The following is a 22,873-nucleotide window of genomic DNA, read 5'->3' as shown; positions in this document are numbered from 1 at the left end:
ACAGGCAACTTCATCGTCAAACAATTTTTCCACGCGCGACGACGGGCCAGATTTCCGCTCCAGTCCGATCGCCACTCGTCACCATGACCGCGTCAACCATATTGGTGACGACGCAGACATGATTTGGCACGATCCGCACCTTGTCCCCGACCGTAAGGCCGATCGCGCCCGTGCTGACCAGCCTTCCATGCTCTTCCGAAAGCTGGTCGATCGTAACGTCGTCGCGTCCGAGCACATGACCGTAACCCACAAGGCCGAGCAAGTCTGAGGTCAGCGTCTTGGATCCGGCGTCGATCACTGCTCGATCCGGTGCGGGAACGGAGACGACGGTGGCGAGCACGTTCAGTGCACAGTCCTCCCAGCCGCAGACGCCGCGCGCCACGAGCGATCGGTCATTGTAGACATAGGTTCCGGGACGATACTCCGTCGTTATCGGGGACTTTGCCGCATGCATCATGGACGGCGTACCGCCTGAGGAAACAACCGGAACGGTGAGTCCCCGCGCATTGATGCGGGTAGTGGCCTGCCTCATGAAACGTTCGACCTGCGCCTCGCCGCCTGCCGGCGGATAAGTCATTAGCCCGCCGAAAACGAGGCCGGGTGCCGCCTGGATCGCGACAGCCAAGTTCTCGGCCTCCTCGACCGTCGCGACGCCGCAGCGGTTCGCGCCCGTATTACATTCCACGAGCACCACCAACGGCGCAGGCGCGGCATGGAAAGCCGCCGACAGCCCGTCGACGACCGCGCGGCTATCGGCGACGACCGACAGATTTACTTTTCCGGCCAACGCCTTTAGGCGCTCCAGCTTGGCAGCACCCATGATGTTGTAGGTGATCAGGACGTCGCGTATGGCGTTGCTGCCGGAAACCATCGCCTCGGCTTCCGAAACCTTCTGGCAGGTGACGCCGATTGCGCCCGCTGCAAGCTGCATCTCTGCGACGGCTGGCAGCTTGTGTGTCTTGATGTGCGGGCGCACACAAAGACCGTGCCTGTCTGCATAATCCTGGAAGCGCTGGATGTTCCGCTTCGCGATGTCGAGATCGATAAGCACCGCCGGCGTGTCGATCGCCGTCAAATCTTTAGATGAGAAGGGCATGGGAGCCTCTGAAAACGGTATGGGGAATGCTGCACTGCCGGAAACCTGTCGTCAATCGACGCTGCATCTTTATGGCAGAGCCTATTGACAAGTCATTCCTCATACCTCTTGATATGTCAATCCAATAACACAGACATATGTCCGCTATATTGGATTATCAGAAAACGGTCAATCAAGGGGAACACGATGACCACTTCCTTCCTCGCCGGCACGATGTCGCTGGCCGTCGCCACAGCTCTGTTTTCTACGCCCGTCCTCGCCGATGGCAGCAAGCTCGACGAAGTGCTTGCCCGCGGCCATCTTGTCCTTGGCACAGGCAGCACCAATGCGCCCTGGCACTTCAAGAGCGCAGACGACAAGCTTCAGGGCTTCGACGTCGATATGGGTCATATCATCGCCAAGGCACTCTTCGGCGATCCCGAAAAAATTGAGTATGTGAACCAGTCCTCCGACGCCCGCATCCCAAACATAACGACGGGCAAGGTCGACATCACCTGCCAATTCATGACGGTTACTGGCGAACGCGCTCAGCAGATTGCCTTCACCATTCCTTACTATCGCGAAGGTGTGGGTCTGATGCTCAAAGCGGACGGAAAATATGCCGATTATGCCGCACTGAAGGCGGCTGGCTCGTCCGTCACCGTCTCGGTCCTGCAAAATGTCTATGCCGAGGCCATGGTGCATGCTGCTCTGCCGGAGGCGAAGGTGGACCAGTATGAATCCGTGGACCTCATTTATCAGGCGCTGGAATCTGGACGCGCTGATACAGTTGCGACAGACCAGTCGTCGCTCGCCTGGTACATGACGCAGAGCCCGGGCCGCTACAAGGATGCCGGCTACGGCTGGAACCCGCAAACCTACGCCTGCGGCGTCAAGCGCGGCGATCAGGATTGGCTGAACTTCGTCAACACCGCTCTGCACGAAGCCATGACCGGCGTTGAGTTCGACACCTACGCCAAATCTTTCAAAACCTGGTTCGGCAAAGATCTAACCCCGCCTCAGATCGGCTTCCCGGTCGAATTCAAATAACAGCCGTGTGGAGCGGGACCTGTTTCCCGCTCCCTCAGCCTCAGGGGAAGGCACGCCATGGGTTACACTCTGAATTTCGCGGCCGTTTGGCGTAATTTCGATTTCCTGTTGAGCGGGCTCGCGCTTAGCCTTGGCCTTGCGGCGATCTCGATCCTGATTGGAGCGGTGATCGGACTTTTTTCGGCCTTCGCACTGACGTCGAAGAACCGCTACGGGGTCGCAGCAGCGCAGCTCTATGTCACGGTGATCCGCAACCTGCCGATCCTCGTTCTGGTGCTATTTGCCTATTTCGCGCTGCCGCAGATGGGCGTCCGCCTCGATAAATTGGAAAGCTTCGTGCTGGTTTTGTCCCTATATTCGGGTGCTTATCTCGCCGAAGTGTTTCGGGCCGGATTATTGTCAATTCCGGGAGGTCTGACGGAAGCCGGGCTCGCCATCGGCCTGACGGGGATGCAAATCCGCAGCTCCATCATCGCTCCACTGATGCTGCGTAACGTGCTGCCGTCGCTGTCTTCAACGATCATTTCGCTTTTCAAGGACACTTCGCTCGCCGCCGCCATCGCCGTGCCCGAGCTGACATTTGCGGCCCGCAAGATCAACGTCGAGAGCTTCCGCGTCGTAGAGACCTGGATGGTCACGTCCGCCTTCTATGTCGCAACCTGTTTCCTCATCGCCGCCTTGATGCGTTTCGTCGAGGGCCGTCTGGCCCTGCCGAGGTAAGCCCGGATGTCCCACACCTTTCTCGAACAACTCTGGATCGCCCGATACGTCATCATGAACGGCCTCGCCATGACTGTATCGATCTCTCTGCTGGCCATCCTCGCGGGTTCCGTACTCGGCATTTTCGTCGGCTTGGCGCTCGTCTACGGCGGCGCAGTTTTGCGCTTAACGGTCCGCGCCTATACGGACGTTATTCGCGGCACGCCGGTGCTCGTGCTCGTACTGGCGAGCTATTACGTCTCCTCCGCCGCCGGAGTTGATCTCGGGCCGTTTTCGGCAGGTGTCCTCGCACTTGCGATCTTCTGCTCCTCGCATGTCGGCGAAATCGTGCGCGGAGCCCTTCAGGCAATCCCCAAGGGACAGACCGAAGCCGCCAAGGCGATCGGCCTGACCTTCATCCAGACCTTCACTTCCGTGCTATGGCCGCAGGCCATGCGCCAGTGCTTGCCGTCGTGGGTGAACACGGCGGCCGAGATGGTAAAGGCCTCAACCCTGCTCTCTGTCATCGGTGTGGCGGAGCTTCTCCTGCGCACGCAGGAGATCATCTCCCGCAATTTCATGAGCCTGCAGTTCTATTTCCTGGCTGGCGCTCTTTATTTCATTGTCAACTACGGCATCGAGCAGTTCGGCAAATATGTCGAGCGCAAGACCGCCCTGCCGTCCTGAAGAGGCTCCCCCAATGGTCAAGACCATTCTCGACATCAAGGGTCTGCGTAAGACCTACGGCATCCACGAAGTCCTCAAGGGCGTCGATTGTAGCGTCCAGGAAGGTGAAGTCATTTCTATCATCGGCTCGTCCGGCTCTGGCAAGACGACTTTGCTTCGCTGCATCAACATGCTCGAAGAATTCCAGAGCGGCACGATTAGCCTGGACGGTGAGGAGATCGGCTATCGCGTCGAAGGCGTGACCCGGCGCCGCAAGAGCGAGAAAGAAATTGCACGCCAGCGTGCGCTGACCGGCATGGCGTTTCAGCAGTTCAATCTCTTCCCCCACATGAGTGCGGCTGAAAACATTATGCTTGGCCTCGTCAAGGTGAAGAAAATGACGAAGCCGGAAGCCCGCGCCATTGCCGAAAAATGGCTCGACCGCGTTGGCCTCGCCGCTCGCATGGACCAATATCCCGGTCAGTTGTCCGGCGGCCAACAGCAGCGCGTCGCGATCGCCCGTGCCATCGCCATGTCGCCGCGGCTGATGCTGTTTGATGAAGTGACCTCTGCGCTCGACCCCGAACTCGTGGGTGAAGTGCTCCAGGTCATCAAGGGGCTTGCCGCCGACGGCATGACCATGCTGCTCGTCACCCACGAGATGCGCTTTGCCTACGAAGTTTCGTCGCGTGTCATCTTCATGAACCAAGGCGTCATCTGCGAGGAAGGCGACCCGAAGAAAATGTTCGTCAGTCCGAAGACAGAGCGGCTCGCTGAGTTTCTCAAAACCTCAAGTTTCAACTAGAAGAGAGATCCCATGACAATCAAGCGTTACGGTGCTGGCGAAACCGGGGCCGGCGGACAACCGCTGCCCTTTGCCCGGGCGACGGAAGCAGCAGGCTGGCTCTATGTCTCGGGCCAGGTTCCTATGGAAAAGGGTGAAATCGTGTCCGGCGGTATTGTCGCACAGAGTCGCAAGGCGATCGAGAACATGATCAGTATTCTCGACGAAGCCGGCTACGGTCTGGAAGATGTCGTGCGCGTTGGGGTATGGCTCGATGACCCCCGCGATTTCTGGAGCTTCAATGGCGTCTATGCTGAATTTTTTGGCGGGAATGCACCGGCACGTGCTTGTGTTCAGTCGCGGATGATGGTCGATTGCAAGGTGGAAGTCGATTGCGTGGCCTATCGCGCCGATCGCGCCTGACAGCAACTCCGGAGAAGAACATGACCGAAGCCTCCGGCGACACGGTATCACGACGGACGCGAGGACTGGATCGCGCCTTCGAGATACTTGAGTTCCTGCGTGTGAAGCGTCGGCCGATGCGCCCGAATGAGATCGCTGCGGAAATCGGCGCGCCGCGCTCCTCAATCTACGAACTCGTCAACCTGCTGCTCAACCACGGAATGTTGGATTATCAGGGCGGCGACGGCCGGATCTTTCTCGGCCGCCGCCTCTATTTCCTCGGCACCGCATATGCCGAGCAGTTCGACCTTATGCGCGAGTGCGACCGTATGCTGGTCCATCTCGCCGAGGAAACGCGTGAGACGGCGCAGATGTGTCTGCTCGAGGGCAACAAATATACGGTTGCGATGATGCGCGAGGGCATCCGACCGTTCCGAATCTCCTCGAATGTCGGTGAACTCGTTTCCATTCCCTGGACCGCGTCAGGCCGCCTCCTCGTGTCAAACCTTTCGGATCAGGAAATCCTTGAACTTATCCCGCCGGAGGATTTCGTTTTGCCAAACGGCCGGCGGCTGGAGCCGGCGGATTTCATCGCCCAAGCAAGGCAGGCAGCACGCGATGGATATTTCACCTTCAATAGTGAAGTGGAGAATTTTACCCATTGTTTGGCTGTCCCGATTTATCAGGCTGATGGTGCCTGCATCGCCACGCTGTGCCTGGTTGCCCCGCGCGAGGACGGGCTGCGCAATCGCGCTGCCTATCTCGATAGCCTGTTGAACGCGGCACAAGAGATTTCCGAAAAGCTCGGATTCAATTCACTTTCAAGACGCGCTTCCACATCGCGCGTTTGAAGAGTAACAGCACTCCGGCCTCGATTTCGCGAAGGCCGCACCGGTTGCGCTGAAGAGTGTGATACCTAAGCCCGGGTTCCTAACCCTTGCGGTTGAGATGGAAGATGGGCTAGAGACTACAATGCGTTTCGACCACAAACGTGCCGATTGCGCATGAATTGGGCAAGCGCGGCACCCGCCCGCCCGCGAAAGAAAGCTGGGGCGAGGAAGACCTCGCTGACATGTAGATTTGTTGCAGATCGAAAAGCTGTTTTACCGAACGGAAGTGGCCTTGTGGCGCATTAAGGCCGTCTTGGGGCGGGACGGCACGGCTTGGCCTATGACGGTGGAAGTATCGCATCACATCGATGCATCCGAGCCTGACGCTGATGGGTTTTGCGACTACCACTACGAGTACGATGTGTTTGAGTTCACAGATGGGTCCGTGACCTTTCTGGCGCGTGCATATAGCGACGAGCCTGAAAAGGCGGCAATGATGGCGCGGATCGAAGGGCAAGACCATCATCTTCTGACAAAGCGGGATCTGCGTCATCCGCTGTTTCTTGAGGCCGCAGCCTATCTGCGCGCAGGCGGCAAAACCGACCTCGATTGGCTTGACAGAAGGAGCCGCGCCTATGTCCCGTTGACGTAGGAGATTGGGGTGTGTCGCGGCAATAATTGGATCCGCCGCGGCACTACAAAATAAAGCCGCAGCAACAAGCAGCTGGACTTCGGCGCGGGCCGGTTTCAGATGTCGACGACCAGCCCCTTGGCTTTCAAAACGGGTTCAAGCTTGCTGACTTCGATCACCGACTTGCCCTGCTTGTAGGCGTCGATATAGCCGGCTTCGGCATCCTCGCGGGCCTGCGATAGCCGGGCTGCATCCTGGACTTCAGCGCGCCGGACAACGACCAGGCCATCGGCATCCCCCACGATGACATCGCCGGGATGAATGATCTCCCCACCGACGATGATCGGATCATTCACGGCGGCGATCGTTTCTTTGACAGTGCCCTTGATGCAAACGCTGAGCGAGAAAACCGGGAAGCCGAGTTCCCTCAGCTGAAGCGTATCGCGCACTCCGGTATCGGTCACCAGTCCGCCGATGCCCTTGGCAAGGCAGGCATTGGCCAGAACGTCGCCGAAAGAGCCGGCCTCCTCGTATTCGCCGGCCGACACGACGATGATATCGCCTGGCTTTGCGTAGTTGATGGCGAGCTGCAGCATGATGTTGTCACGCGGCGCGCATTTTACGGTGAAGGCCGGACCGCACAGCTTCATGCGATAATCAACCGGCTTAAGGCGAGAGGAAAGCGCTCCCCTGCGTCCTTGAGCTTCGTGGATTGTTGCCGGCGAGAATTTGGAAAGTGCCTCGACATCAGCCTTGCTTGGCCGTTCAGCGATGTCTCTGATGTGGATCATAAAAAACCCCCTAGGTAAAGACCGACGGCGAGCATGTCCTCGCCGCCTGCAGTCTTCAGTGTTTTGAGATTAAGTTTTGGCCGCACCGAGCGAGTGGTGACTTACGGAATGGGATCGAACTTCAGCTCGGAGAGCGATACGACCTTGTCGGTCCGCGTCATCTTGTACTCGGTGTTCTGGCCAAGCCACTTGTCCCAGATCTTGTTGAGCTCGCCCGACGTATCGAGCTTGCGAAGCACCTCGTTGATCTTGGCGGTCAGGTCCGGATTGTCCTTGGCCATACCGATGCCGATCGGCTGGAACAACATCGGTTCCTCGATCATCCGCATTTCTTTGCCCTTGGTCTTCGATTCGTTGACGAACTTGGTCGTCGTCATGGTATTGGCCACCATGCCCCTCGCCTTGCCCTGCTGAACGGCAAGATAGGCCGAAGCCGTGTCCTGGAATGTCAGGGGCTCGGACTTGTTGAGCTTGATCGACATTTCGGATGTGGAGCCCTTGGTCGAGGCAATTCTCTGACCCGCGAAATCCGCCTTGCTTTTGCCAGGATCGGAGGCCGGGACGATGAGCATTTCCTTCGCGAGATAGTAGGGATCACTGAACTGAATCTGCTCGGCCCGGCTCAATGTATAAGCAAGATTGGCAACCGTAATGTCGACACGGCCAAGCTTGACCTCCGGCACGCGCGCTTCAACCGAGACCGGCTTAATCTCGGCCTTGACGCCCAGTTCCTTGGCGATGGCGTTGCAAAGATCGACGTCGAAGCCGGCCATTTGACGCGTCTTCAGATCGGGGGACGCAAAGGGTGGGACGTCGGCAAAGGTCGCGCAGCGCAAAGTCCCTGCGGATTTGATTTTCTCCAGCTGATCCGCTTTCGCCGGCGAGATCGCGCCAGCTAAGACGACACCCAGGATAAGGTATTTCCAGTTCATTGCTGTTCTCCTTTGTTATGATGATTAGGTCAATGCCGTAGATCGGCCAGGAAGCGCTGGGCGCGAGGATGGCGCGGGCTCTTGAAGAAGTCTTCGGGAGACGCCGTTTCAAGGATCTGCCCCGCATCGATAAACCAGATGCGGTCTGCGACATCGCGGGCGAAGCCCATTTCGTGGGTGACGCAGAGCATGGTCATGCCCTCGGCCGCCAGGCTTTTCATCACGCTCAGCACTTCGCCAACCATTTCCGGATCGAGCGCGCTCGTGGGTTCATCGAAGAGCATCACCGGCGGCTCCATGGCGAGTGCGCGGGCAATGGCGACGCGCTGCTGCTGTCCGCCAGACAACTGACCTGGATAGGAATGGGCCTTGTCGGCCAGACCAACGCGGTCGAGAAGCTTGTTCGCCTTGTCGCGCGCCGCGTCGGGCGCAACACCCTTCACTCTGATCGGCGACATCGACACGTTGTCGAGCACCGACAGATGCGGAAAAAGATTGAAGCTCTGGAACACGAAGCCGATGCGGCTACGAAGAAGATTGAGTTCTTTCGCACGCATTGGCGCGTGAATATTGTGGCCGTCGAGTGTTATCGATCCACTGCTGATCTCCTCAAGCCGGTTGATGGTGCGGATCAGTGTGGACTTTCCCGAACCGGACGGTCCGCATATGACCACGACCTGTCCCTGGGACACTTCGGCATCAATGTCCTTCAAGACCGGATAGTCGCCATAGCTCTTGCAGACATTCGACAGGCGGATCGTCTGCAATTCCCGCGTCGATGGAATTGAAGTGCTCATAGCTGCTCCGATACGATTTTTGAGGTCGCAACCAAGGGTGTTGCGCGCAGGCTGGATGGACCGGCGCGCCGGCGCGCGATGCGCCGCTCGAGACGATTTGCGACGTGGGTCAGGCTCCAGCAGATTGCGTAGTAGACAATCGCGAGGATGAGGAACACCTGGAAAGGCTGCGTCAGAAGCTGGTTGTTGACCTGACTGGCCGCGAAGGTGAGATCCGGCACGTTGATCACATATCCGAGCGTCGTGTCCTTGATTGTCGAGACAAACGTCGAGATGATGCTCGGTATCATATTGTAGAGCGCCTGCGGCAGGATGATGTAGCGCATCGCACCAAGGTAACTGTGTCCGAGCGCTCGAGCGGCTTCCATTTGGCCGTGCCCGAGCGCGACAATCCCCGCACGGACCACTTCACTTAAGAAAGCGCCCTGATAGACCACCAGCGTCGTGAGCATGGTCACGAAACTCGGAACATCCGCCCCAGTCCAGAGCGGGACGAGGAAATAGCTCCAAAGGATGAGCATCAACAAAGGTACGCCGCGGGTGACATAGACGAGAGCGGTGACTGGCCAGCGCAGCATTGGCCATTTCGACAACCTGGCCAATGCGAAAAGAATGCTGACAGGAAAAGCGAGAGCGATGCTGAGTGCCGAAAGGATGAGTGTGTTGGCGAGCCCGCCCAGCGGCCCGTTTGGATACTGGCCGATCAACAGCAGCAGCCAGTAGTCTTTGATGATCGCGATGATGTCGTTGATCATGCGCGTGCACTCCTTGCCGGGTCTGCGCGCATCGAGAGGTAGGCGCCGCCGGTCATGATCAGGAGCGAGAAAAAGAGATAGAGGACTGTGCCGACCAGGTAGATTTCGAAGGTCCTGAAGCTCAAGTTCTCGATTTCCTTAACGGCATGCGTGAGCTCCGATGCGCCGATGACGAGAGCAAGGCTGCTATTCTTGAAGAGGGAAACGCTGTGGTTTATGAGCGGCGGCAGCGCATTGCGAACGCCCTGCGGCATGATCACGAAACGCATCGCCGAGATATAACTGTGCCCAAGGGCCTTGGCGGCTTCCATCTGACCAGGATTGACGGAGCGCAGGCCCGAGCGCAGATCCTCGCTGAAATAGGCGGCCTGGCAAAGTCCCAGTCCGATAATCGCAAAGATGGCTTCGGCATTGTGGCCGGCGAGCCAGGTTGTCCACCCCTGCGGCATCAGCGTGAATATGCCGAAATACCAAAGCATGAGCTGGACAAGAGTAGGAACGTTCCGATGATACGAAACATAGGCGGCGACAATCGGATTACCGAAACGCAGCGGGGAAAAACGCAGACCCAGGAACACAAGCGCGAGCGTCATCGCCAGCAGCCACGAACCTATATAGATGACAAACGTCATTTCGATGCCGTGCAGAAGCATCTCGACGTATTCCGGATTGCTCAAGATTGCCGAGAGATCGAAGCCGCTCACCGCTTCGGCTCCCCGGATTGGCCGGCCTCGGAAAAAGTCTTCTCCGGCTTGGCCGTCTGCAAGCCGCCCATCACCTGAAGCGTCGGCGTGATCTCCATGTGGCCGATATTCACCGCGCCAGGCGCGGCGATTGCGAATGCGATTGCCTCCGCGATGTCAGCGGCCTGAGGCAACTCGAAACCGTCGATGAAGCGTTCGCGGACGCTCGGATCATTGCCGTGGACGTGGTTAAAGATATCCGTTGCGACGCGGCCGGGACAGATTTCCGTCACCCGCACGTGCTTGCCGAACACGTCGATCCGCAACTGGTTCGACAACATGGCAACGCCTGCCTTGACGGCATGATACGTTGAATTGCCGCCGAAATTGTAGTTGCCGGCGATCGAGGAGATGTTGATGACGTGTCCGCAATCGCGCGCCACCATTCCAGGCACGATCAGACGGCACAGGTGCAGGACGGCGCGAAGATTGACGTCGACCAGGAGATCGATATCTCCTTCGTCCGCTTCGAGGAACTTCTTCGGCCGGTCGACGCCGGCATTGTTGACCAGAATGTCGAATTGCACGCGGTTCGCGAGATCGGCAATTGCCGCGCGATCAGTCACATCAATGACGTGCGCAATGCAGCCCGTACGCTCGGCCAGCTCCTTCAGGGCGCCGGTGCTGCGAGCGATCGCATGCACTTCGAGATTCTCTCGGCAAAGCCGCTCTACGACTGCGGCACCGATGCCGGAGGAAGCGCCGGTGACCAATGCGGTCTTGTAATCGGAGAATGGCATTTTGATCCCCTTGTTGTTGCTGTGGACAATAACGGAGCTTTAACGCTCTGCCTAAGACCGATTACTTTTGGAGTAATAAGCAACTTTTATGGAGATTGGCGGGCGACGGACGGACGGTCCAAAACCCAGGAATTCTCGCCTTTATTGAGGGTGAAGACGGCTTTCGGCCAGGGTCGCTTTGCAAAACAGGGGCGCGTCTGTAAACATGCTCCAGCGAAGATCACATAATGCCAATTCCCCATGGATATAAGACGCCTCAAATCCTTCATCGTCATCGTGGACAGCGGCAGCATCACGCGTGCGGCGGACATCCTGCATCTTGCCCAGCCGGCACTGAGCCAGCAACTGGCGGCACTTGAGGAACATTTCGGCCAGAAACTGCTGATCCGCAGCCAGCAGGGTGTCACCATGACCGACGCAGGACATGCGGTCTACCGGCATGCCCAGATCATCCTGCGCCAGATGGAGCAGGCGCAGGCAGACGCCGCGGCCGCGGGTAATTCGCTTGCAGGGCGTGTTTCCGTGGGGCTCGTGCCGTTCAGCAGCGCCGCCACGCTGTCTGTCGAACTCCTGGCCGAGACAAGAAAACGGCATCCCGGTATTCTGCTTCACCTGACCGAAAGCGTCGGCCAGACCTATAGTCAGATGATCATGAACGGCAGGCTGGAAATGGCCCTGATCCACGGCGTCGGCCCGATCAAGGGCGTCCGGTTCGAACCGATTCTGAGTGAAGAATTCTACCTCGTGGCACATCGCGACTTCGCCATAGAAGCGGATTCCAAACCCATTCCGGTTGGAGCGCTCGACGGATTACCGATGCTGTTGCCGCCGACCTACAATTTCGTGCGCCGCGCGGTGGATACCGCATTCACGCGCAGTCGAATCAATCTCAAGGTCGTGGCGGAGGTCGAAATCGTGCGGACGCTCGCCCGCGCTGTAGGAACGGGCCTCGGAGCGACCATCATGCCGAAGGCCATTGCCGATCGCATCGTGTCAGAATCGAGCGAGCCTCTCGTTTGCCGGCTGCTCTCCCCCAGGCTCGAGGAAACGCTGTCACTTTGCACGTCCGATCAGAGTTCGCTCTCAGAGCCGGCATTCGCCGTCAAGGACATTCTCGTCGAACTGACCGAGCGGCTGAAACTTTAGAGCCTGCGAGCAGGACGAATGCCCTCCGGCGCGGCAACCGGACCGGAAGGCTGCGGTCATGAGTTAGCGCATATCCCCGCAGAACTGGGCGATGCGTGCGCAGCCCTCGTTGAGCATTTCCATGCGTGTCGCGTAGGAAATGCGGAAATAGGGGCTCATGCCATAGGCGGCACCCTGTACCGTCGCGACGTGATGCTCGTCCACGAGCGCCATGACGAAATCGACGTCGGTCTCGATCTTGCGCCCACCCTTCGTGGTCTTGCCGATCAGGCCGGAGATGTTGGGATAGATGTAGAAGGCGCCGTCGGGCTTGTGGCAGCGCAGCCCTTCGATCTTCGCCAGTTGGCCGAGGACGAAATCGCGCCTTTCCCTGTAGATAGCCGCCCGCTCCTTGAGGAGATCTTGAGGCCCGTCCAGCGCCGCAATGGCCGCGGCCTGCGTGACGGTGGTGATGCCGCCACCATTCTGACCGTTGACGTTGCTGATCGCGGCGATCAGTTCCTTCGAACCGCTGGCGCAATACCCCAACCGCCAGCCTGTCATAGCATAGGCCTTGGAAACACCATTCATCGTCAGGACGCGATCGTAGAGCCTGGGGTCAGCATCGGCGATCGTGCAAAACTCGAACCCATCATAGACCAGGTGCTCGTAGATGTCGTCGGTTAGAATCCAGACGTGCGGATGACGGTGCATGACCTCCGCGATCGCGGCCATGTCTGCACGCGAGCAGGCCGCCCCCGTCGGATTGTTCGGGAAGTTCAGGATAAGCCACTTGGTGCGCGGCGTGATCGCCGCTTCGAGATCTTCGGGGCGCAGCTTGAAGCCGGCCTGTTCGAAACACGGCACGGCCACCGGAACACCGCCGGCGAACTTGACGATATCGGCGTAGCTGACCCACGACGGTGTGGGAATGACGACTTCATCGCCCGGATTGCAGGTCGCGAGCATCGCATTGAAGATCACCTGCTTGCCGCCGCCGGAAACGACGATCTGGCTGGCATTGTAATCGAGATTGTTGTCCCGCTTGAACTTCCTGCTGACCGCGGCCTTGAGCGCCGGCGTTCCATCCATCGGTGGATACTTGGTGTCGCCGCCGAGTGCTGCTGCATGGGCCGCCTCGACTGCATGAGCCGGCGTCGGAAAGTCCGGCTCCCCGGAGGAAAGGCTGACAACCTTGATGCCCTTGGCGGCCAGTTCCCTGGCACGTTGGGTCATGGCTGCGGAAGCGGAGATGGAAACGTTTTTCAGACGGTCGGCTATGGAAGACATCGACATGATCTTTCGGTGAGATGAACCGTGACGGTTAGGGCTCAATCAGGAAGCAAGTTCGGCCGCAGGCGCGAGGGTGGCGCCGGAAGCCTCGATTTGGCTGCGGACGATGCGGGCAAGCTCCAGCGCGCCGGGCGTATCGCTATGGACGAGGATCGACCGGGCCGGAATCGCGATGACAGTGCCGTCGATGGCCTCGACGGTACCGTCGGTCAGGAACTGGCGAACGCGCACCCGCACCGAGGCCTCGTCCTTGACCAGGGCGCCCGGCAGACCGCGCGCCACCAGCTTGCCACCGCCGTCATAGGCGCGGTCTGCCAAAAACAGCGCCAGCGTCTTGAGCCCGGCGCGTTTCGCCGCCCTTTCGATTTCGCTCTCAGGAGAAACGAATACCACGAGGCCTGGGTCTACAGTGGAAATGGCATCCATCATCAGATCGGCGAGCACGGGATCGCGATTGACCATATTGCCCATGGCTGCATGAAAGCTGAAATGGCCGACGGTCACGCCCTCGTTCTTGGCGATCGCGATCAGCGCACCGAGCTGGTAGAGCATCTGCTGGCGAAGTTCATCCGGATGGAATGGAATCTCGCGCCGGCCGAAACCGGCCCGATCCGGCAGGCCTGGATGCGCACCGATGCCGACGCCGTTTTGTTTCGCAAGACGCACCATGCGTGCCATCGTGTCCGGGTCACCGCCATGAAAGCCGCAGGCGATGTTGGCGGATGATACGACCTTCATCATCGCCTCGTCATCGCATAGCCGGTAAGGACCGAAACCTTCGCCCATGTCGGAATTCAGATCGAACTTCACCGCCTCCTCCTTTTGAGCCGTTGAACTATCGTCATGCCATCGCCCTCAAAGCGCGCTTGACCATTTGTGACGTTCGCTGGACATCCTCGACATACCGGGCAACGGCCTGCTCAACGGCACGCGCTTCAGCATGCGTCGAACGCACGAACCGCAGCCGGCTGCCAACGCGCGCCTGGCCGAGCCGCCACAGATCGCATTCGATGACTCCGGCGATTTTCGGATAGCCACCCGCCGTATTGGCGTCGCTCATCTGAATGATCGGCTCCCCTCCAGGCGGCACCTGGATCACGCCCGGAACGACGCCATGGGAGCGCATCTCGATCGTCTTCGTGGGCTTGATTGGCTCCCCGGACAGACGATAGCCGGTGCGGTCGCTGCGAGATGAAATGCGCCAGATCTGGCTCCAGAAGGCCTCGCCATCTGAGACAAACAACTCTTGCTCGCCGGCGGCTATGGCACGGACCGGCAACGCGCCGTCGATGAGGGCGGGAAAGACATCGCCGAGCGCGACGGCCGGCTCGACGACGGCGATACCGTTGGCCGGCAGCGGGAGTTCATCAAGTGTTGAGCCGATTTCTATCCTGTCTCCGTTGATGAGAGGACGCCCGGCATTGCCGCCGAATCCGCCGCGAAGCGCCGTGCTTCGCGAGCCCATGAGAACCGGCACATCCAGCCCTCCCCCGAGCGCGATATAAGCGCGCGCCAGCGTCGGCGGTTGCTTCAGTTCGAGAACCTGGCCCGCCTCAGCGACATGCGTGCACCACGCAAGCAGTTCTCTGCCATCGAGCACCGGTTGGCCGTCGGCGCCTGTTACGGCGAAGACAGTGTGCATGTCGAAGCGCAATTTGAATGGAAAGGTCTGCACCTCTATTGCCGCCGCATCTTCATCGTTGCCAACGAGGATGTTGCCGATCCTGACAGCGAACGGATCCATGGCGCCGCCGGCAGACACACCGATATCGCGATAGCCGGGGCGGCCAAGATCCTGCACCGTATTGAATGGGCCGGTTTCGACGATCTCGATCATAGCTCGATCCTTGCCGGCACGAAGCGCACGGTATCGCCCGGCGCCATCAGGGCCGGTATCGAGGAAGCCGGATCGAACATCTGCAGTTCCGAATAGCCTATGGAGTTCCATCCATTCGGTCCGGTCAGCATCGCAACGCCCGTCTGCATTCCGCCAATCGTCACGCAGCCTTTCTCCATTCTCAGCGATGGGACTGTCTTTCTGGGCATGTATATCCGGGGATCGAGGCCCTGCAGATAGCCAAAGCCCGGGGCGCTGCCCAAGGCGAATACGCGATAGGTCGCTTCATAGTGAATGCGTACGACGTCCCGGTCGCTTAGTCCGGAAAGGTCGCAGAGGGCGGGAAGATCAGTCGCATATGGCCCGCCGTAGTGGACCGGAATTTCGATCGTCTTCCCTGCCAGATCGAGGCTTTGGGCGTTATTCCATGCCTCCAGCAATCGGCTGACGACGATTTCGGGATCCTCGGGCGTCTCCTTGCAGATAGCCAGCAGATTGGTCATGCCGGGTATCACTTCCGCGATGTCCACCCAACCCTTTACTGTTTGCGACAAGGCCCAGATCCATCGCTGGGAGGGAAGATCGAAATCGCCTGAGGTTTCAAGCAGAAAGGACCGCCCCCCAATGAAGGAGACCCGCGCCCGGCCTTTGGCGGCCGGGACGATTTCGCGTTGCGGCGCAAGGATGTTCAAAGTGGCAATCATGATTGCTGCTCGATTTCAAACAGGGGATCACCGAATCCGACCAGGGCATCGCGCTCAGCCACCAGCCTCGTCAGCAAACCAGACCGGCCAGCGGTAATGGGAAGCAGGACGGAACCGATGCGGATGAAACCGATCACGTCCTTGTCGGAAACCTCATGCGGCAGTTGTTTGACGTCGACCGGTGCTGCGGGATGCGAGACGCAAAAGCGGCCCGCCATCGGCGCCTTCACGATCGCTGACAGTGCCGCCATCAAACCCGGCTGCGCGTTTCGGCTCCGGGCGACTTGGGCACCCCCTTCCTTCGAAACGACGATGCGCAGCTGTCCGCCCGGCCTGGAGATTTCCAGGCCATCCACGCCGGCTGCCGTCAGCGCGTCCGTTAGGACTGCAATGGTCGCAGGATCGCTGAAGTCGATCGCGCTCATGCCGCCCTCCGCTGCTTGAGCCATTGCTCGAGATAGTGGATATCCGTCTCGCCACGGACGAAGGTTTCGTCCTCGAACAGCGCGCGCAGGAGTGGAAGGTTGGTAGCAATCCCTTCTACGCGTGTGGCAGCCAGCGCCTCTCGCATTTTCGCCATCGCTTCCGCCCGGATCGGCGCATGAACGATGAGTTTGGCGATCAACGAGTCGTAATAGGGCGAAACCCGGTAGCCGGCATGGATATGGGTGTCGACGCGAATGCCCGGTCCTTCAGGCAACGCGAGATCAGCGATAATGCCGGCCGAAGGCAGGAAGCTGTCCGGATTCTCGGCGTTGATGCGGCATTCGAAGGAATGCCCCTCGCATCTCATGTCGTCCTGAAGCAAATCCAGGGGTTCACCCTGCGCGACCCTTATCTGGGCATGGACGATATCGATGCCGCTGGTCATTTCTGTGACCGGATGTTCCACCTGCAGGCGCGTATTCATCTCGATGAAATAGAAGGCGCCATTTTCGTAGAGGAATTCGAAGGTTCCGATGCCTCGGTAGCCGATCTGCCGACAGGCTTCCGCGCAAGCCATCCCGACAGGCCGGATCGCATCCGGCGAAATCCCTGGCGCCGGCGCCTCCTCCACCACCTTCTGGTGACGGCGCTGCATCGAACAATCGCGGTGCCCGAGCCAGACAGCATTGCCATGGGTGTCGCAAAGCACCTGTATCTCGATATGGCGCGGATGCTGGAGGTACTTCTCCATGTAGAGCACTGGGGATCCGAAGGCCTGACGGGCTTCCTCCCTGGTCAAGGTGATCGCCTCGTGCAGCGAGCAGGCCCCCGGTACGACGCGCATGCCTCTTCCGCCTCCGCCGCCGGCGGCCTTGATGATCACGGGATATCCGATCTCCTGCGCAATGCGCTCGATGGAAGCGGGATCGTCGGGAAGCGACGCATCCGGACCGGGCACGCAGGGCACGCCGGCGGCGATCATCGCCCGCTTAGCCGATATCTTGTCGCCCATGGTGGCAATCGATGAAGCTTCCGGACCGATGAAAACAAAGCCCGCCTTCTCGACAGCTTCGGAGAACGCAGCGTTTTCCGACAGGAAGCCATAGCCCGGATGGATGGCCCCCGCGCCGGTCAGACGCGCTGCCAGGAGGATCGCATCCTGATTGAGATAGCTCTTGGCCGCATTCGCGGGACCGATGCATAGAAAGCTCTCGGCAGTCTTGCCGTAAAGCGCCTGCCTGTCTGCCTCGGAACAGATGGCCACAGTCTTTAGGCCGAGTTCACGGCAGGCGCGCTGGATCCGTGCGGCGATCTCGCCCCGATTGGCGATCAGAACCGTATCGAAACGTTGCTTAGGCGATGCAATGTTATCAAGAGGCTCGGCCATTATGCAATCTCCGCCAGCACGTCGCCTGTCTCGACGTCTCCGCCGTCGACTTCGGTCAGTCGCGCAATGCGGCCGGCATGCGGCGCGGCAATTTTGTTGAAGACCTTCATCGCTTCGATGATGAAAAGGGTTTGTCCTTCCTCCACCACGTCGCCGACTTTGACGAACGGCTCCTGGCCTGGTGCAGGCGCCCGATGCAAGACGCCGAAGACAGGCGCCTTCACGGGGAAAGCCGGCCTCTCGACAGTTGCCGAAGACGCATCGCGAGCGGACTCGATAAAACCAGCTGCTACCGCCTTCGGCGCTTGCGCCGCGCCCTGTGATGCTGCCTGATCGGGCGTCCGGAAGATCCGAACCGTGACGCCCTTTTCCGTCACCGTCAGCTCGCTAATGTTCGATCGCCCGACAAAAGCAATTAGCGTCTTTATCTTCGACAGGTCCATAAGCACACTCGGTATTCGAATTGCCTCATCACGGTCCGGACAATTCGGACCGCGTTCGGCTGAATTCTCCGTAACACGATGACCTGCACGATGGGGTCAGAAGAACTTTTGATGGACGGCCTCAATTCGCAAAGAAAGGCATTCAAGAGTCTTCCCCGTCACGACCGACCTGTCGGCGTTGTTGCCGTTCTCCATGTGCGGCTGACGGCATTTAGCTCGGCCGGACAGCCGCCTGGGGGAACGTCGAGCGACCGTCGATCGATGAGCACGCCAACACGGACATTTTTGCGTGCAACCAACACGGGATTCCCGATGTAGATCAGCACATGGATCAAGGCCAAAGCGCGAATCAGAAAGGGAGGCGGCCGACCGCCATACCCTTGCGCAAAAGGCCATCGCATCCTTTCTGGAATCGGGCTCAAAGTTTTCGCCTTGAACAGATTCGGACCGTGGGCCCGCAATTTATTCGGGTTGAGAGGCATCATTTCATACGCATATGGCAGGCCAAATAGCGCTCGCTTCAGCTTCGGGCGGGTACCCGGCTGTCCAAGAAATAAAGTGGAGTGCTGCTTCAGTTATAGGACTGCGCTGGATATAACGGGGCGTGGATTTTGCTCACCAAATGGTGCTAGTTTGCATGCTGCCAAGGAGCCAGATCATGCGATCGACTATTAACCTCGACGACGCGCTTTTGGAAAAGGCTAGGTCCTTAACCGGCACAAAGGAAACCGCTGCACTCGTCCGCCAGGCGTTGGAGACGCTTGTTCGTGTGGAGTCCGGAAAACGCCTCATCGCGCTCGGAGGAACCATGCCCGATGCCGAGGCAGCCCCGCGCCGCCGGAGCACAGCAGCCAAGTGATCCTAGCGGACACCTCGATCTGGATTGATCATTTCCGCCATGTCGATGCCGAGCTGCGCAGGATTATTGAGGATGATCGCACTTCGTTGCCACCCGACCGTGTCGGCGAGCTTGCGCTTGGCAGTCTTCGGGATGGCGGCAGTGTAATTGCTTTTCTGGCGGCGCAATAGCGGCGCAAATTTTGTAAAATCTACGACAACCTACGAATATCCTCTGCGGCCGGCGCATCCTATCATCACTGTGCGCCGGCTAACGGCTGATAACCGCGGCGCAGGGGTCTCGCTCCTTGGCCGGGGTAAGGTGTGAAATAGTCCCGGCCTTAACGTTCAAAAAGCTGATCGCGAGGCCGTTCATGGGCGCAGTTGCCTGATGAGCACGACACGGGTCGCGCGGGCCATCGGTTCAACTCGAGCCCTTCGCACCGCGCGAGAGGGCGACTCTACCGTCTTTGCCGTCGGCCTCTCTCATGCAGCCGTTAAGATCTTGACATCGCCTTTTCTGTCAAGCACATCGACCACCACATTCTCCCTGGACCGGCGAATTGCGACGTCGATTGTTCCTTTGGGAATCGAAAGGTTCCTGAGGATCACTTCGTCGAGGAACGCCGGCAGAACTGGTTCATCGAAGGTCACCTGGTCTTCGATCGGATCGAAGAGAATGCCGAGGCACGACTGTATTAACGACAGGGGGGCTGCCGCCGCCCAGGCCTGCGGCGCGCAAGCTACCGGATAGAAGGTCGGTCCTTGAGCGCGCCGACGAGGGAAGCCGCAGATCAGTTCGGGCAATCGCCTGAGATCGATGTAGCTCGCCGCGGCAAACAGCCCCTCGAGAATTTTGGCCGCCTCCCGCTTAAGTCCGTAACGCGCCATTCCGATCCCGATCAGCGCATTGTCGTGGGGCCAGATAGACCCGTTGTGATAGCTCATGGGATTGTAGCGCGCCTCAGTCGAAGCCACTGTGCGTATTCCCCAACCAGGAAACGAAGTGCCACTCAAAAGCGTGCGGACGACGGCCGCGGCACGTCCCGGAAGCGCAAGGCCTGTCAGCAGGACATGTCCGGCATTGGACGTACGCACGCGGCAGGGCCGTTTCGACCCATCGAGGGCCAGAACATACGTTTCCAATTCCTCGTCATAGAATGCAATGTCGAAGCTCTTCTGCAGGGCAACTGCGCGTGCTGTGAAGGCAACGGCGCGCGGACGTTCGCCAAGTTTGCGGCATAGCTCTGCTGCTGCCATAAAGGCACCATACGCATAGGCCTGCACTTCGGCGAGCGCGATCGGGCCAGTTGCCAAGGAGCCGTCGGCATGAAAAATGCTGTCTTGGCTGTCCTTCCAACCTTGGTTGATCAGCCCTTCGTGCGTCTGTCGGCCATATTCAACGAAGCCGTCACCATCGCGGTCGCCGTGCTCAACGATCCAATCAAGAGCCGCCCGAATGTTTGGCCAGATACTTCTTATTGTTTCCAGGTCGCCGGTCCTTTTGAAGTACTCGCCAGCCAGGATTACAAACAGCGGTGTTGCGTCGACGCTGCCGTAATAGCGCCGAAACGGCACCTCCTTCAGCTCCGCCATTTCGCCATAGCGTACTTCATGAAGAATTTTTCCCGGTTCGGCGTCGGCGATCGGATCAAAATCGGTGGCCTGATTGGCAGCGAGATGCCGCAGGACCCCATTGGCAATTGCCGGATCCAGCCATAATGTCTCGAGCGCCGTGATCAACGCGTCGCGTCCGAACACGGTGCTGAACCAAGGAATTCCGGCGTATGGATAAGGTCCTTCCGCCGTATCCGTGACGAGCATGTAGAGATCCGACATGCTCCGTTGGACCATTTCATTGAAAATCTCGTTTGATGAAATGATTGAAGCCGCTCGCTTCGATGACGCGCGCAGCGCACGGCGGGCGTCACGCATGGCGATAAAGAATGGTTTCAAACCCGCTTTATCCTCATCTGCCGGATTGCAATCAATGCGCAGAAAAAAGGTCTGAGTCCTCTGCGGCTGCAGATCGAGCTCAAAACGGACTTTTCCTGCGCTCAGTTCGGCAGGCGGAGGCGAGAAGCTGATGCGTGTGGCCCTTTTCCCGCCATCGAGACCGTCATAGCTCAGGAAAATGGAATCACTGTTGATGATCGGGCTGCCGATCTTTCCCCGCCGGGCTCGGCTTGTACCACGCACTTCGAAAAGATCGGCAAAGTCGGCGCCAAAGGCGATCTCCAGGGAAACCGTATGTAGCGCATCATCAAAATTGCGCACCGTCATTCGTTCATGCAGGCTCCCTTGCCACAGGAACCGCGATCTGCGGACATGGATCAGATCATGGGCGATTACCAAGCGGTCGTGGTCGTAGAGATCTGTATTGGTTAGATCGCAAGTCAACGTCGCATTGTCGTCCCTGAGCGACGACGACAGGAGAAGCGGTCGCTGTCCACCGACCGTCAGGTAGAGGTGGGAAAGATGCCGCGTATCGCGATGAAACAGTCCTTCTGGACTCCCTGGGCCTGACAGAGCATCTCCGTTATGGTCGAATACGCAAAACGTATCGCCATGTTTCAACGTGCGCGGCCGCCTCTCCTGCAAAGACGCAGCCGCGGGAATGAAGAACTGGACCGGAGGCCCGCCGCCCCGAACAGCGGGCGAAGCGATCTCCTGGCTATGCATCGGCATGACCGATCCTCCTATGCGACAACCTGTAGTTCGGTAGTCCCTCCGGCAGCCCGGCGTAGCGGCGCAGCTTTCAAGCGCACACCAGGCAATCCTCGATAGATTGCCAGATAATCCCTGGCCATGCGTTCTGCAGTGAAACGGCGCTCGAATGCTGCGCGGACCTGCCGACGATCAAGCTTCAAAAGCCACTCAATATTTTCAATGGCTTCCGCAACGCTATCGACGGCAATCCCCGAAACGCCATCTTCGATTATCTCCGGAACCGACCCGCGACGGAAGGCCAGCACCGGCGTCCCGCAGGCCATGGCTTCGATCATGACCAGCCCAAAGGGCTCCGGCCAGTCGATCGGGAAAAGAAGAGCACTGGCGTTGCCGAGGAAGCTAGCCTTCTGATGCTCGTTGATTTCGCCGATGAATTCCACATTTGGATGCATCTCGACCATCGGCTTGATGACGCCGTCCCAATAGACGTGGTCGACGGTATCCACCTTGGCGGCGATCTTGAGCGGCATACCCACGCGCGCTGCAATCTCGATTGCGATGTCAGGACGCTTTTCAGGTGAAATTCGCCCGAGGAAAGCGAGATATCCGCCGCATGGACGTTCGGCGAACGGAAGGACATCGGTGGGCAACCCGTGATAGACGGTCCCTGCCCAATCAACGGCGGGCATTGGCAGGCGTTGATCGTTTGAGATCGACACAAGCGGAATGTCGGGGAACGTTCTGTACAAGGGCTTCAGGTCGGGCAGATCCAGTCTACCGTGGAGCGTTGTGACCGTCCGATCAGCAAATTCCCGGATCACCGGAAAATGCAGGAAATCAATGTGGAAATGCAACACATCGAAATCCTGAGCGCGCCGGCGGATTTCTTCCAACATCACTACCTGGTACGGCAAAGGGTCTTTGATGCTGGTATGGAGACGAAGAGCGACGTCGGAGCAGGAAACGAGTTTAGCGGACGTAAGGGAATCGCCGCTGGCGAACAAGGTCACGTCATGTCCCTGCCGGACGAGTTCCTCTGTCAGGTACGAGACGATCCGTTCCGTTCCTCCGTAGAATTTCGGCGGAACTCGTTCTGCAAGTGGTGCTATCTGAGCGATCTTCATCGACAAAACCTCCTCATGTGAGCAGAGAATCGGCGGTAAAAACCACGCCCGCAGACGCGCGGCGTATATGTCAGTGGCAGCAGTTCAGGGTGGTTGGCAGGCACGATCTCCTTTCTCGTGTTGGTGGTTGTG

General features: G+C 58.9%; 25 protein-coding genes and 1 pseudogene. 10 read left to right on the top strand and 16 right to left on the bottom strand.

Features of this window, described 5'->3' with window-relative positions:
• Nucleotides 1–16: 16 nt before the first annotated feature.
• The gene (locus ACZ9DP_RS03820; RefSeq protein WP_476200339.1) at nucleotides 17–1,096 is read right to left on the bottom strand and encodes a D-TA family PLP-dependent enzyme; all 1,080 of its coding nucleotides are present in this window, start codon (nucleotides 1,094–1,096) and stop codon (nucleotides 17–19) included.
• 186 nt (nucleotides 1,097–1,282) lie between these two features.
• On the opposite strand from ACZ9DP_RS03820, the gene ACZ9DP_RS03815 reads away from it, so the two are divergent.
• The 7 genes from ACZ9DP_RS03815 to ACZ9DP_RS03785 all read left to right on the top strand — a co-directional run bounded on the left by ACZ9DP_RS03815 (nucleotide 1,283) and on the right by ACZ9DP_RS03785 (nucleotide 6,158).
• Nucleotides 1,283–2,125, top strand: coding sequence for a transporter substrate-binding domain-containing protein (locus ACZ9DP_RS03815; RefSeq protein WP_476200338.1), 843 nt, complete (start codon nucleotides 1,283–1,285; stop codon nucleotides 2,123–2,125).
• Nucleotides 2,126–2,182: 57 nt separating this feature from the next.
• The gene (locus ACZ9DP_RS03810) at nucleotides 2,183–2,845 is read left to right on the top strand and encodes an amino acid ABC transporter permease (protein WP_476200337.1); all 663 of its coding nucleotides are present in this window, start codon (nucleotides 2,183–2,185) and stop codon (nucleotides 2,843–2,845) included.
• Between the two features lie 6 nt (nucleotides 2,846–2,851).
• The gene (locus tag ACZ9DP_RS03805; protein WP_074072655.1) at nucleotides 2,852–3,511 is read left to right on the top strand and encodes an amino acid ABC transporter permease; all 660 of its coding nucleotides are present in this window, start codon (nucleotides 2,852–2,854) and stop codon (nucleotides 3,509–3,511) included.
• 13 nt (nucleotides 3,512–3,524) lie between these two features.
• Nucleotides 3,525–4,295 carry an amino acid ABC transporter ATP-binding protein gene (locus ACZ9DP_RS03800; RefSeq protein ID WP_194730560.1) on the top strand — a complete coding sequence of 257 codons (771 nt, stop codon included), beginning with the start codon at nucleotides 3,525–3,527 and terminating at the stop codon, nucleotides 4,293–4,295.
• A gap of 12 nt (nucleotides 4,296–4,307) precedes the next feature.
• Complete coding sequence (locus ACZ9DP_RS03795) at nucleotides 4,308–4,697, top strand: RidA family protein (RefSeq protein ID WP_074072657.1); 390 nt, start codon at nucleotides 4,308–4,310, stop codon at nucleotides 4,695–4,697.
• A gap of 20 nt (nucleotides 4,698–4,717) precedes the next feature.
• Entirely contained in the window at nucleotides 4,718–5,527 is an 810-nt protein-coding gene (locus ACZ9DP_RS03790; protein WP_074072658.1) for an IclR family transcriptional regulator, read from the top strand.
• 229 nt (nucleotides 5,528–5,756) lie between these two features.
• Nucleotides 5,757–6,158 (top strand): hypothetical protein, encoded by a 402-nt coding sequence (locus ACZ9DP_RS03785; protein WP_476200335.1) that lies wholly within the window; start codon nucleotides 5,757–5,759, stop codon nucleotides 6,156–6,158.
• A gap of 95 nt (nucleotides 6,159–6,253) precedes the next feature.
• On the opposite strand, the gene ACZ9DP_RS03780 is transcribed toward ACZ9DP_RS03785, so the two are convergent.
• The 6 genes from ACZ9DP_RS03780 to ACZ9DP_RS03755 all read right to left on the bottom strand — a co-directional run bounded on the left by ACZ9DP_RS03780 (nucleotide 6,254) and on the right by ACZ9DP_RS03755 (nucleotide 10,895).
• Nucleotides 6,254–6,928, bottom strand: coding sequence for a 4-carboxy-4-hydroxy-2-oxoadipate aldolase/oxaloacetate decarboxylase (locus ACZ9DP_RS03780; RefSeq protein WP_476200333.1), 675 nt, complete (start codon nucleotides 6,926–6,928; stop codon nucleotides 6,254–6,256).
• Nucleotides 6,929–7,029: 101 nt separating this feature from the next.
• Nucleotides 7,030–7,860: an ABC transporter substrate-binding protein gene (locus tag ACZ9DP_RS03775; protein ID WP_074072660.1), complete on the bottom strand. Its 831-nt coding sequence runs from the start codon at nucleotides 7,858–7,860 to the stop codon at nucleotides 7,030–7,032.
• 29 nt (nucleotides 7,861–7,889) lie between these two features.
• Nucleotides 7,890–8,657, bottom strand: a complete 768-nt coding sequence (locus ACZ9DP_RS03770; protein WP_476200331.1) for an amino acid ABC transporter ATP-binding protein — start codon at nucleotides 8,655–8,657, stop codon at nucleotides 7,890–7,892.
• Nucleotides 8,654–9,412 carry an amino acid ABC transporter permease gene (locus tag ACZ9DP_RS03765; RefSeq protein ID WP_074072662.1) on the bottom strand — a complete coding sequence of 253 codons (759 nt, stop codon included), beginning with the start codon at nucleotides 9,410–9,412 and terminating at the stop codon, nucleotides 8,654–8,656. The genes ACZ9DP_RS03770 and ACZ9DP_RS03765 overlap by 4 nt, the downstream gene beginning before the upstream one ends.
• Nucleotides 9,409–10,116: an amino acid ABC transporter permease gene (locus ACZ9DP_RS03760; RefSeq protein ID WP_283072977.1), complete on the bottom strand. Its 708-nt coding sequence runs from the start codon at nucleotides 10,114–10,116 to the stop codon at nucleotides 9,409–9,411. The genes ACZ9DP_RS03765 and ACZ9DP_RS03760 overlap by 4 nt, the downstream gene beginning before the upstream one ends.
• The gene (locus ACZ9DP_RS03755; RefSeq protein ID WP_476200330.1) at nucleotides 10,113–10,895 is read right to left on the bottom strand and encodes an SDR family oxidoreductase; all 783 of its coding nucleotides are present in this window, start codon (nucleotides 10,893–10,895) and stop codon (nucleotides 10,113–10,115) included. Before ACZ9DP_RS03755 ends, ACZ9DP_RS03760 begins: the two co-directional genes overlap by 4 nt.
• A 240-nt stretch (nucleotides 10,896–11,135) precedes the next feature.
• On the opposite strand from ACZ9DP_RS03755, the gene nac reads away from it, so the two are divergent.
• The gene (gene nac / locus ACZ9DP_RS03750; RefSeq protein WP_194730551.1) at nucleotides 11,136–12,041 is read left to right on the top strand and encodes a nitrogen assimilation transcriptional regulator NAC; all 906 of its coding nucleotides are present in this window, start codon (nucleotides 11,136–11,138) and stop codon (nucleotides 12,039–12,041) included.
• 63 nt (nucleotides 12,042–12,104) lie between these two features.
• Here nac and ACZ9DP_RS03745 read toward each other — a convergent pair whose 3' ends face one another.
• Genes ACZ9DP_RS03745 through ACZ9DP_RS03715 form a run of 7 tightly spaced genes read right to left on the bottom strand, consistent with a single transcriptional unit; the run spans nucleotide 12,105 to nucleotide 18,110 of the window.
• Nucleotides 12,105–13,316, bottom strand: coding sequence for a pyridoxal phosphate-dependent aminotransferase (locus tag ACZ9DP_RS03745; RefSeq protein WP_476200329.1), 1,212 nt, complete (start codon nucleotides 13,314–13,316; stop codon nucleotides 12,105–12,107).
• A 39-nt stretch (nucleotides 13,317–13,355) separates the two neighbouring features.
• A complete protein-coding gene (locus tag ACZ9DP_RS03740) occupies nucleotides 13,356–14,123 on the bottom strand; it encodes a 5-oxoprolinase subunit PxpA (protein ID WP_476200328.1) in 768 nt (255 codons plus the stop codon).
• A 31-nt stretch (nucleotides 14,124–14,154) separates the two neighbouring features.
• Nucleotides 14,155–15,150 (bottom strand): 5-oxoprolinase subunit C family protein, encoded by a 996-nt coding sequence (locus ACZ9DP_RS03735; RefSeq protein WP_476200327.1) that lies wholly within the window; start codon nucleotides 15,148–15,150, stop codon nucleotides 14,155–14,157.
• Nucleotides 15,147–15,854 carry a 5-oxoprolinase subunit PxpB gene (pxpB, locus tag ACZ9DP_RS03730; RefSeq protein WP_476200326.1) on the bottom strand — a complete coding sequence of 236 codons (708 nt, stop codon included), beginning with the start codon at nucleotides 15,852–15,854 and terminating at the stop codon, nucleotides 15,147–15,149. The genes ACZ9DP_RS03735 and pxpB overlap by 4 nt, the downstream gene beginning before the upstream one ends.
• Nucleotides 15,851–16,279: an acetyl-CoA carboxylase gene (locus ACZ9DP_RS03725; RefSeq protein ID WP_476200325.1), complete on the bottom strand. Its 429-nt coding sequence runs from the start codon at nucleotides 16,277–16,279 to the stop codon at nucleotides 15,851–15,853. Before ACZ9DP_RS03725 ends, pxpB begins: the two co-directional genes overlap by 4 nt.
• Nucleotides 16,276–17,667: an acetyl-CoA carboxylase biotin carboxylase subunit gene (gene accC, locus ACZ9DP_RS03720; protein WP_476200324.1), complete on the bottom strand. Its 1,392-nt coding sequence runs from the start codon at nucleotides 17,665–17,667 to the stop codon at nucleotides 16,276–16,278. The genes ACZ9DP_RS03725 and accC overlap by 4 nt, the downstream gene beginning before the upstream one ends.
• Nucleotides 17,667–18,110 carry an acetyl-CoA carboxylase biotin carboxyl carrier protein gene (locus ACZ9DP_RS03715; protein WP_476200322.1) on the bottom strand — a complete coding sequence of 148 codons (444 nt, stop codon included), beginning with the start codon at nucleotides 18,108–18,110 and terminating at the stop codon, nucleotides 17,667–17,669. The genes accC and ACZ9DP_RS03715 overlap by 1 nt, the downstream gene beginning before the upstream one ends.
• Before the next feature lie 658 nt (nucleotides 18,111–18,768).
• Here ACZ9DP_RS03715 and ACZ9DP_RS03710 point away from each other — a divergent pair.
• Nucleotides 18,769–18,969: a type II toxin-antitoxin system VapB family antitoxin gene (locus tag ACZ9DP_RS03710; RefSeq protein WP_476200320.1), complete on the top strand. Its 201-nt coding sequence runs from the start codon at nucleotides 18,769–18,771 to the stop codon at nucleotides 18,967–18,969.
• Nucleotides 18,966–19,136: pseudogene (locus tag ACZ9DP_RS03705) on the top strand (type II toxin-antitoxin system VapC family toxin); the annotation flags it as partial. The gene ACZ9DP_RS03710 and the pseudogene ACZ9DP_RS03705, both read left to right, overlap by 4 nt.
• Nucleotides 19,137–19,433: 297 nt before the next feature.
• Here the strand turns inward: ACZ9DP_RS03705 and ACZ9DP_RS03700 are convergent.
• Nucleotides 19,434–21,635: an amylo-alpha-1,6-glucosidase gene (locus ACZ9DP_RS03700; RefSeq protein WP_476200319.1), complete on the bottom strand. Its 2,202-nt coding sequence runs from the start codon at nucleotides 21,633–21,635 to the stop codon at nucleotides 19,434–19,436.
• Nucleotides 21,636–21,646: 11 nt separating this feature from the next.
• Nucleotides 21,647–22,741 (bottom strand): glycosyltransferase family 4 protein, encoded by a 1,095-nt coding sequence (locus ACZ9DP_RS03695; protein WP_476200318.1) that lies wholly within the window; start codon nucleotides 22,739–22,741, stop codon nucleotides 21,647–21,649.
• Between the last annotated feature and the right edge of the window lie 132 nt (nucleotides 22,742–22,873).

The organism is Rhizobium sp. USDA 4016, assembly GCF_056279705.1.
The sequence above is the reverse complement of the archived record's forward strand: the minus strand, read 5'-3'. Positions and strand labels throughout refer to the sequence as shown.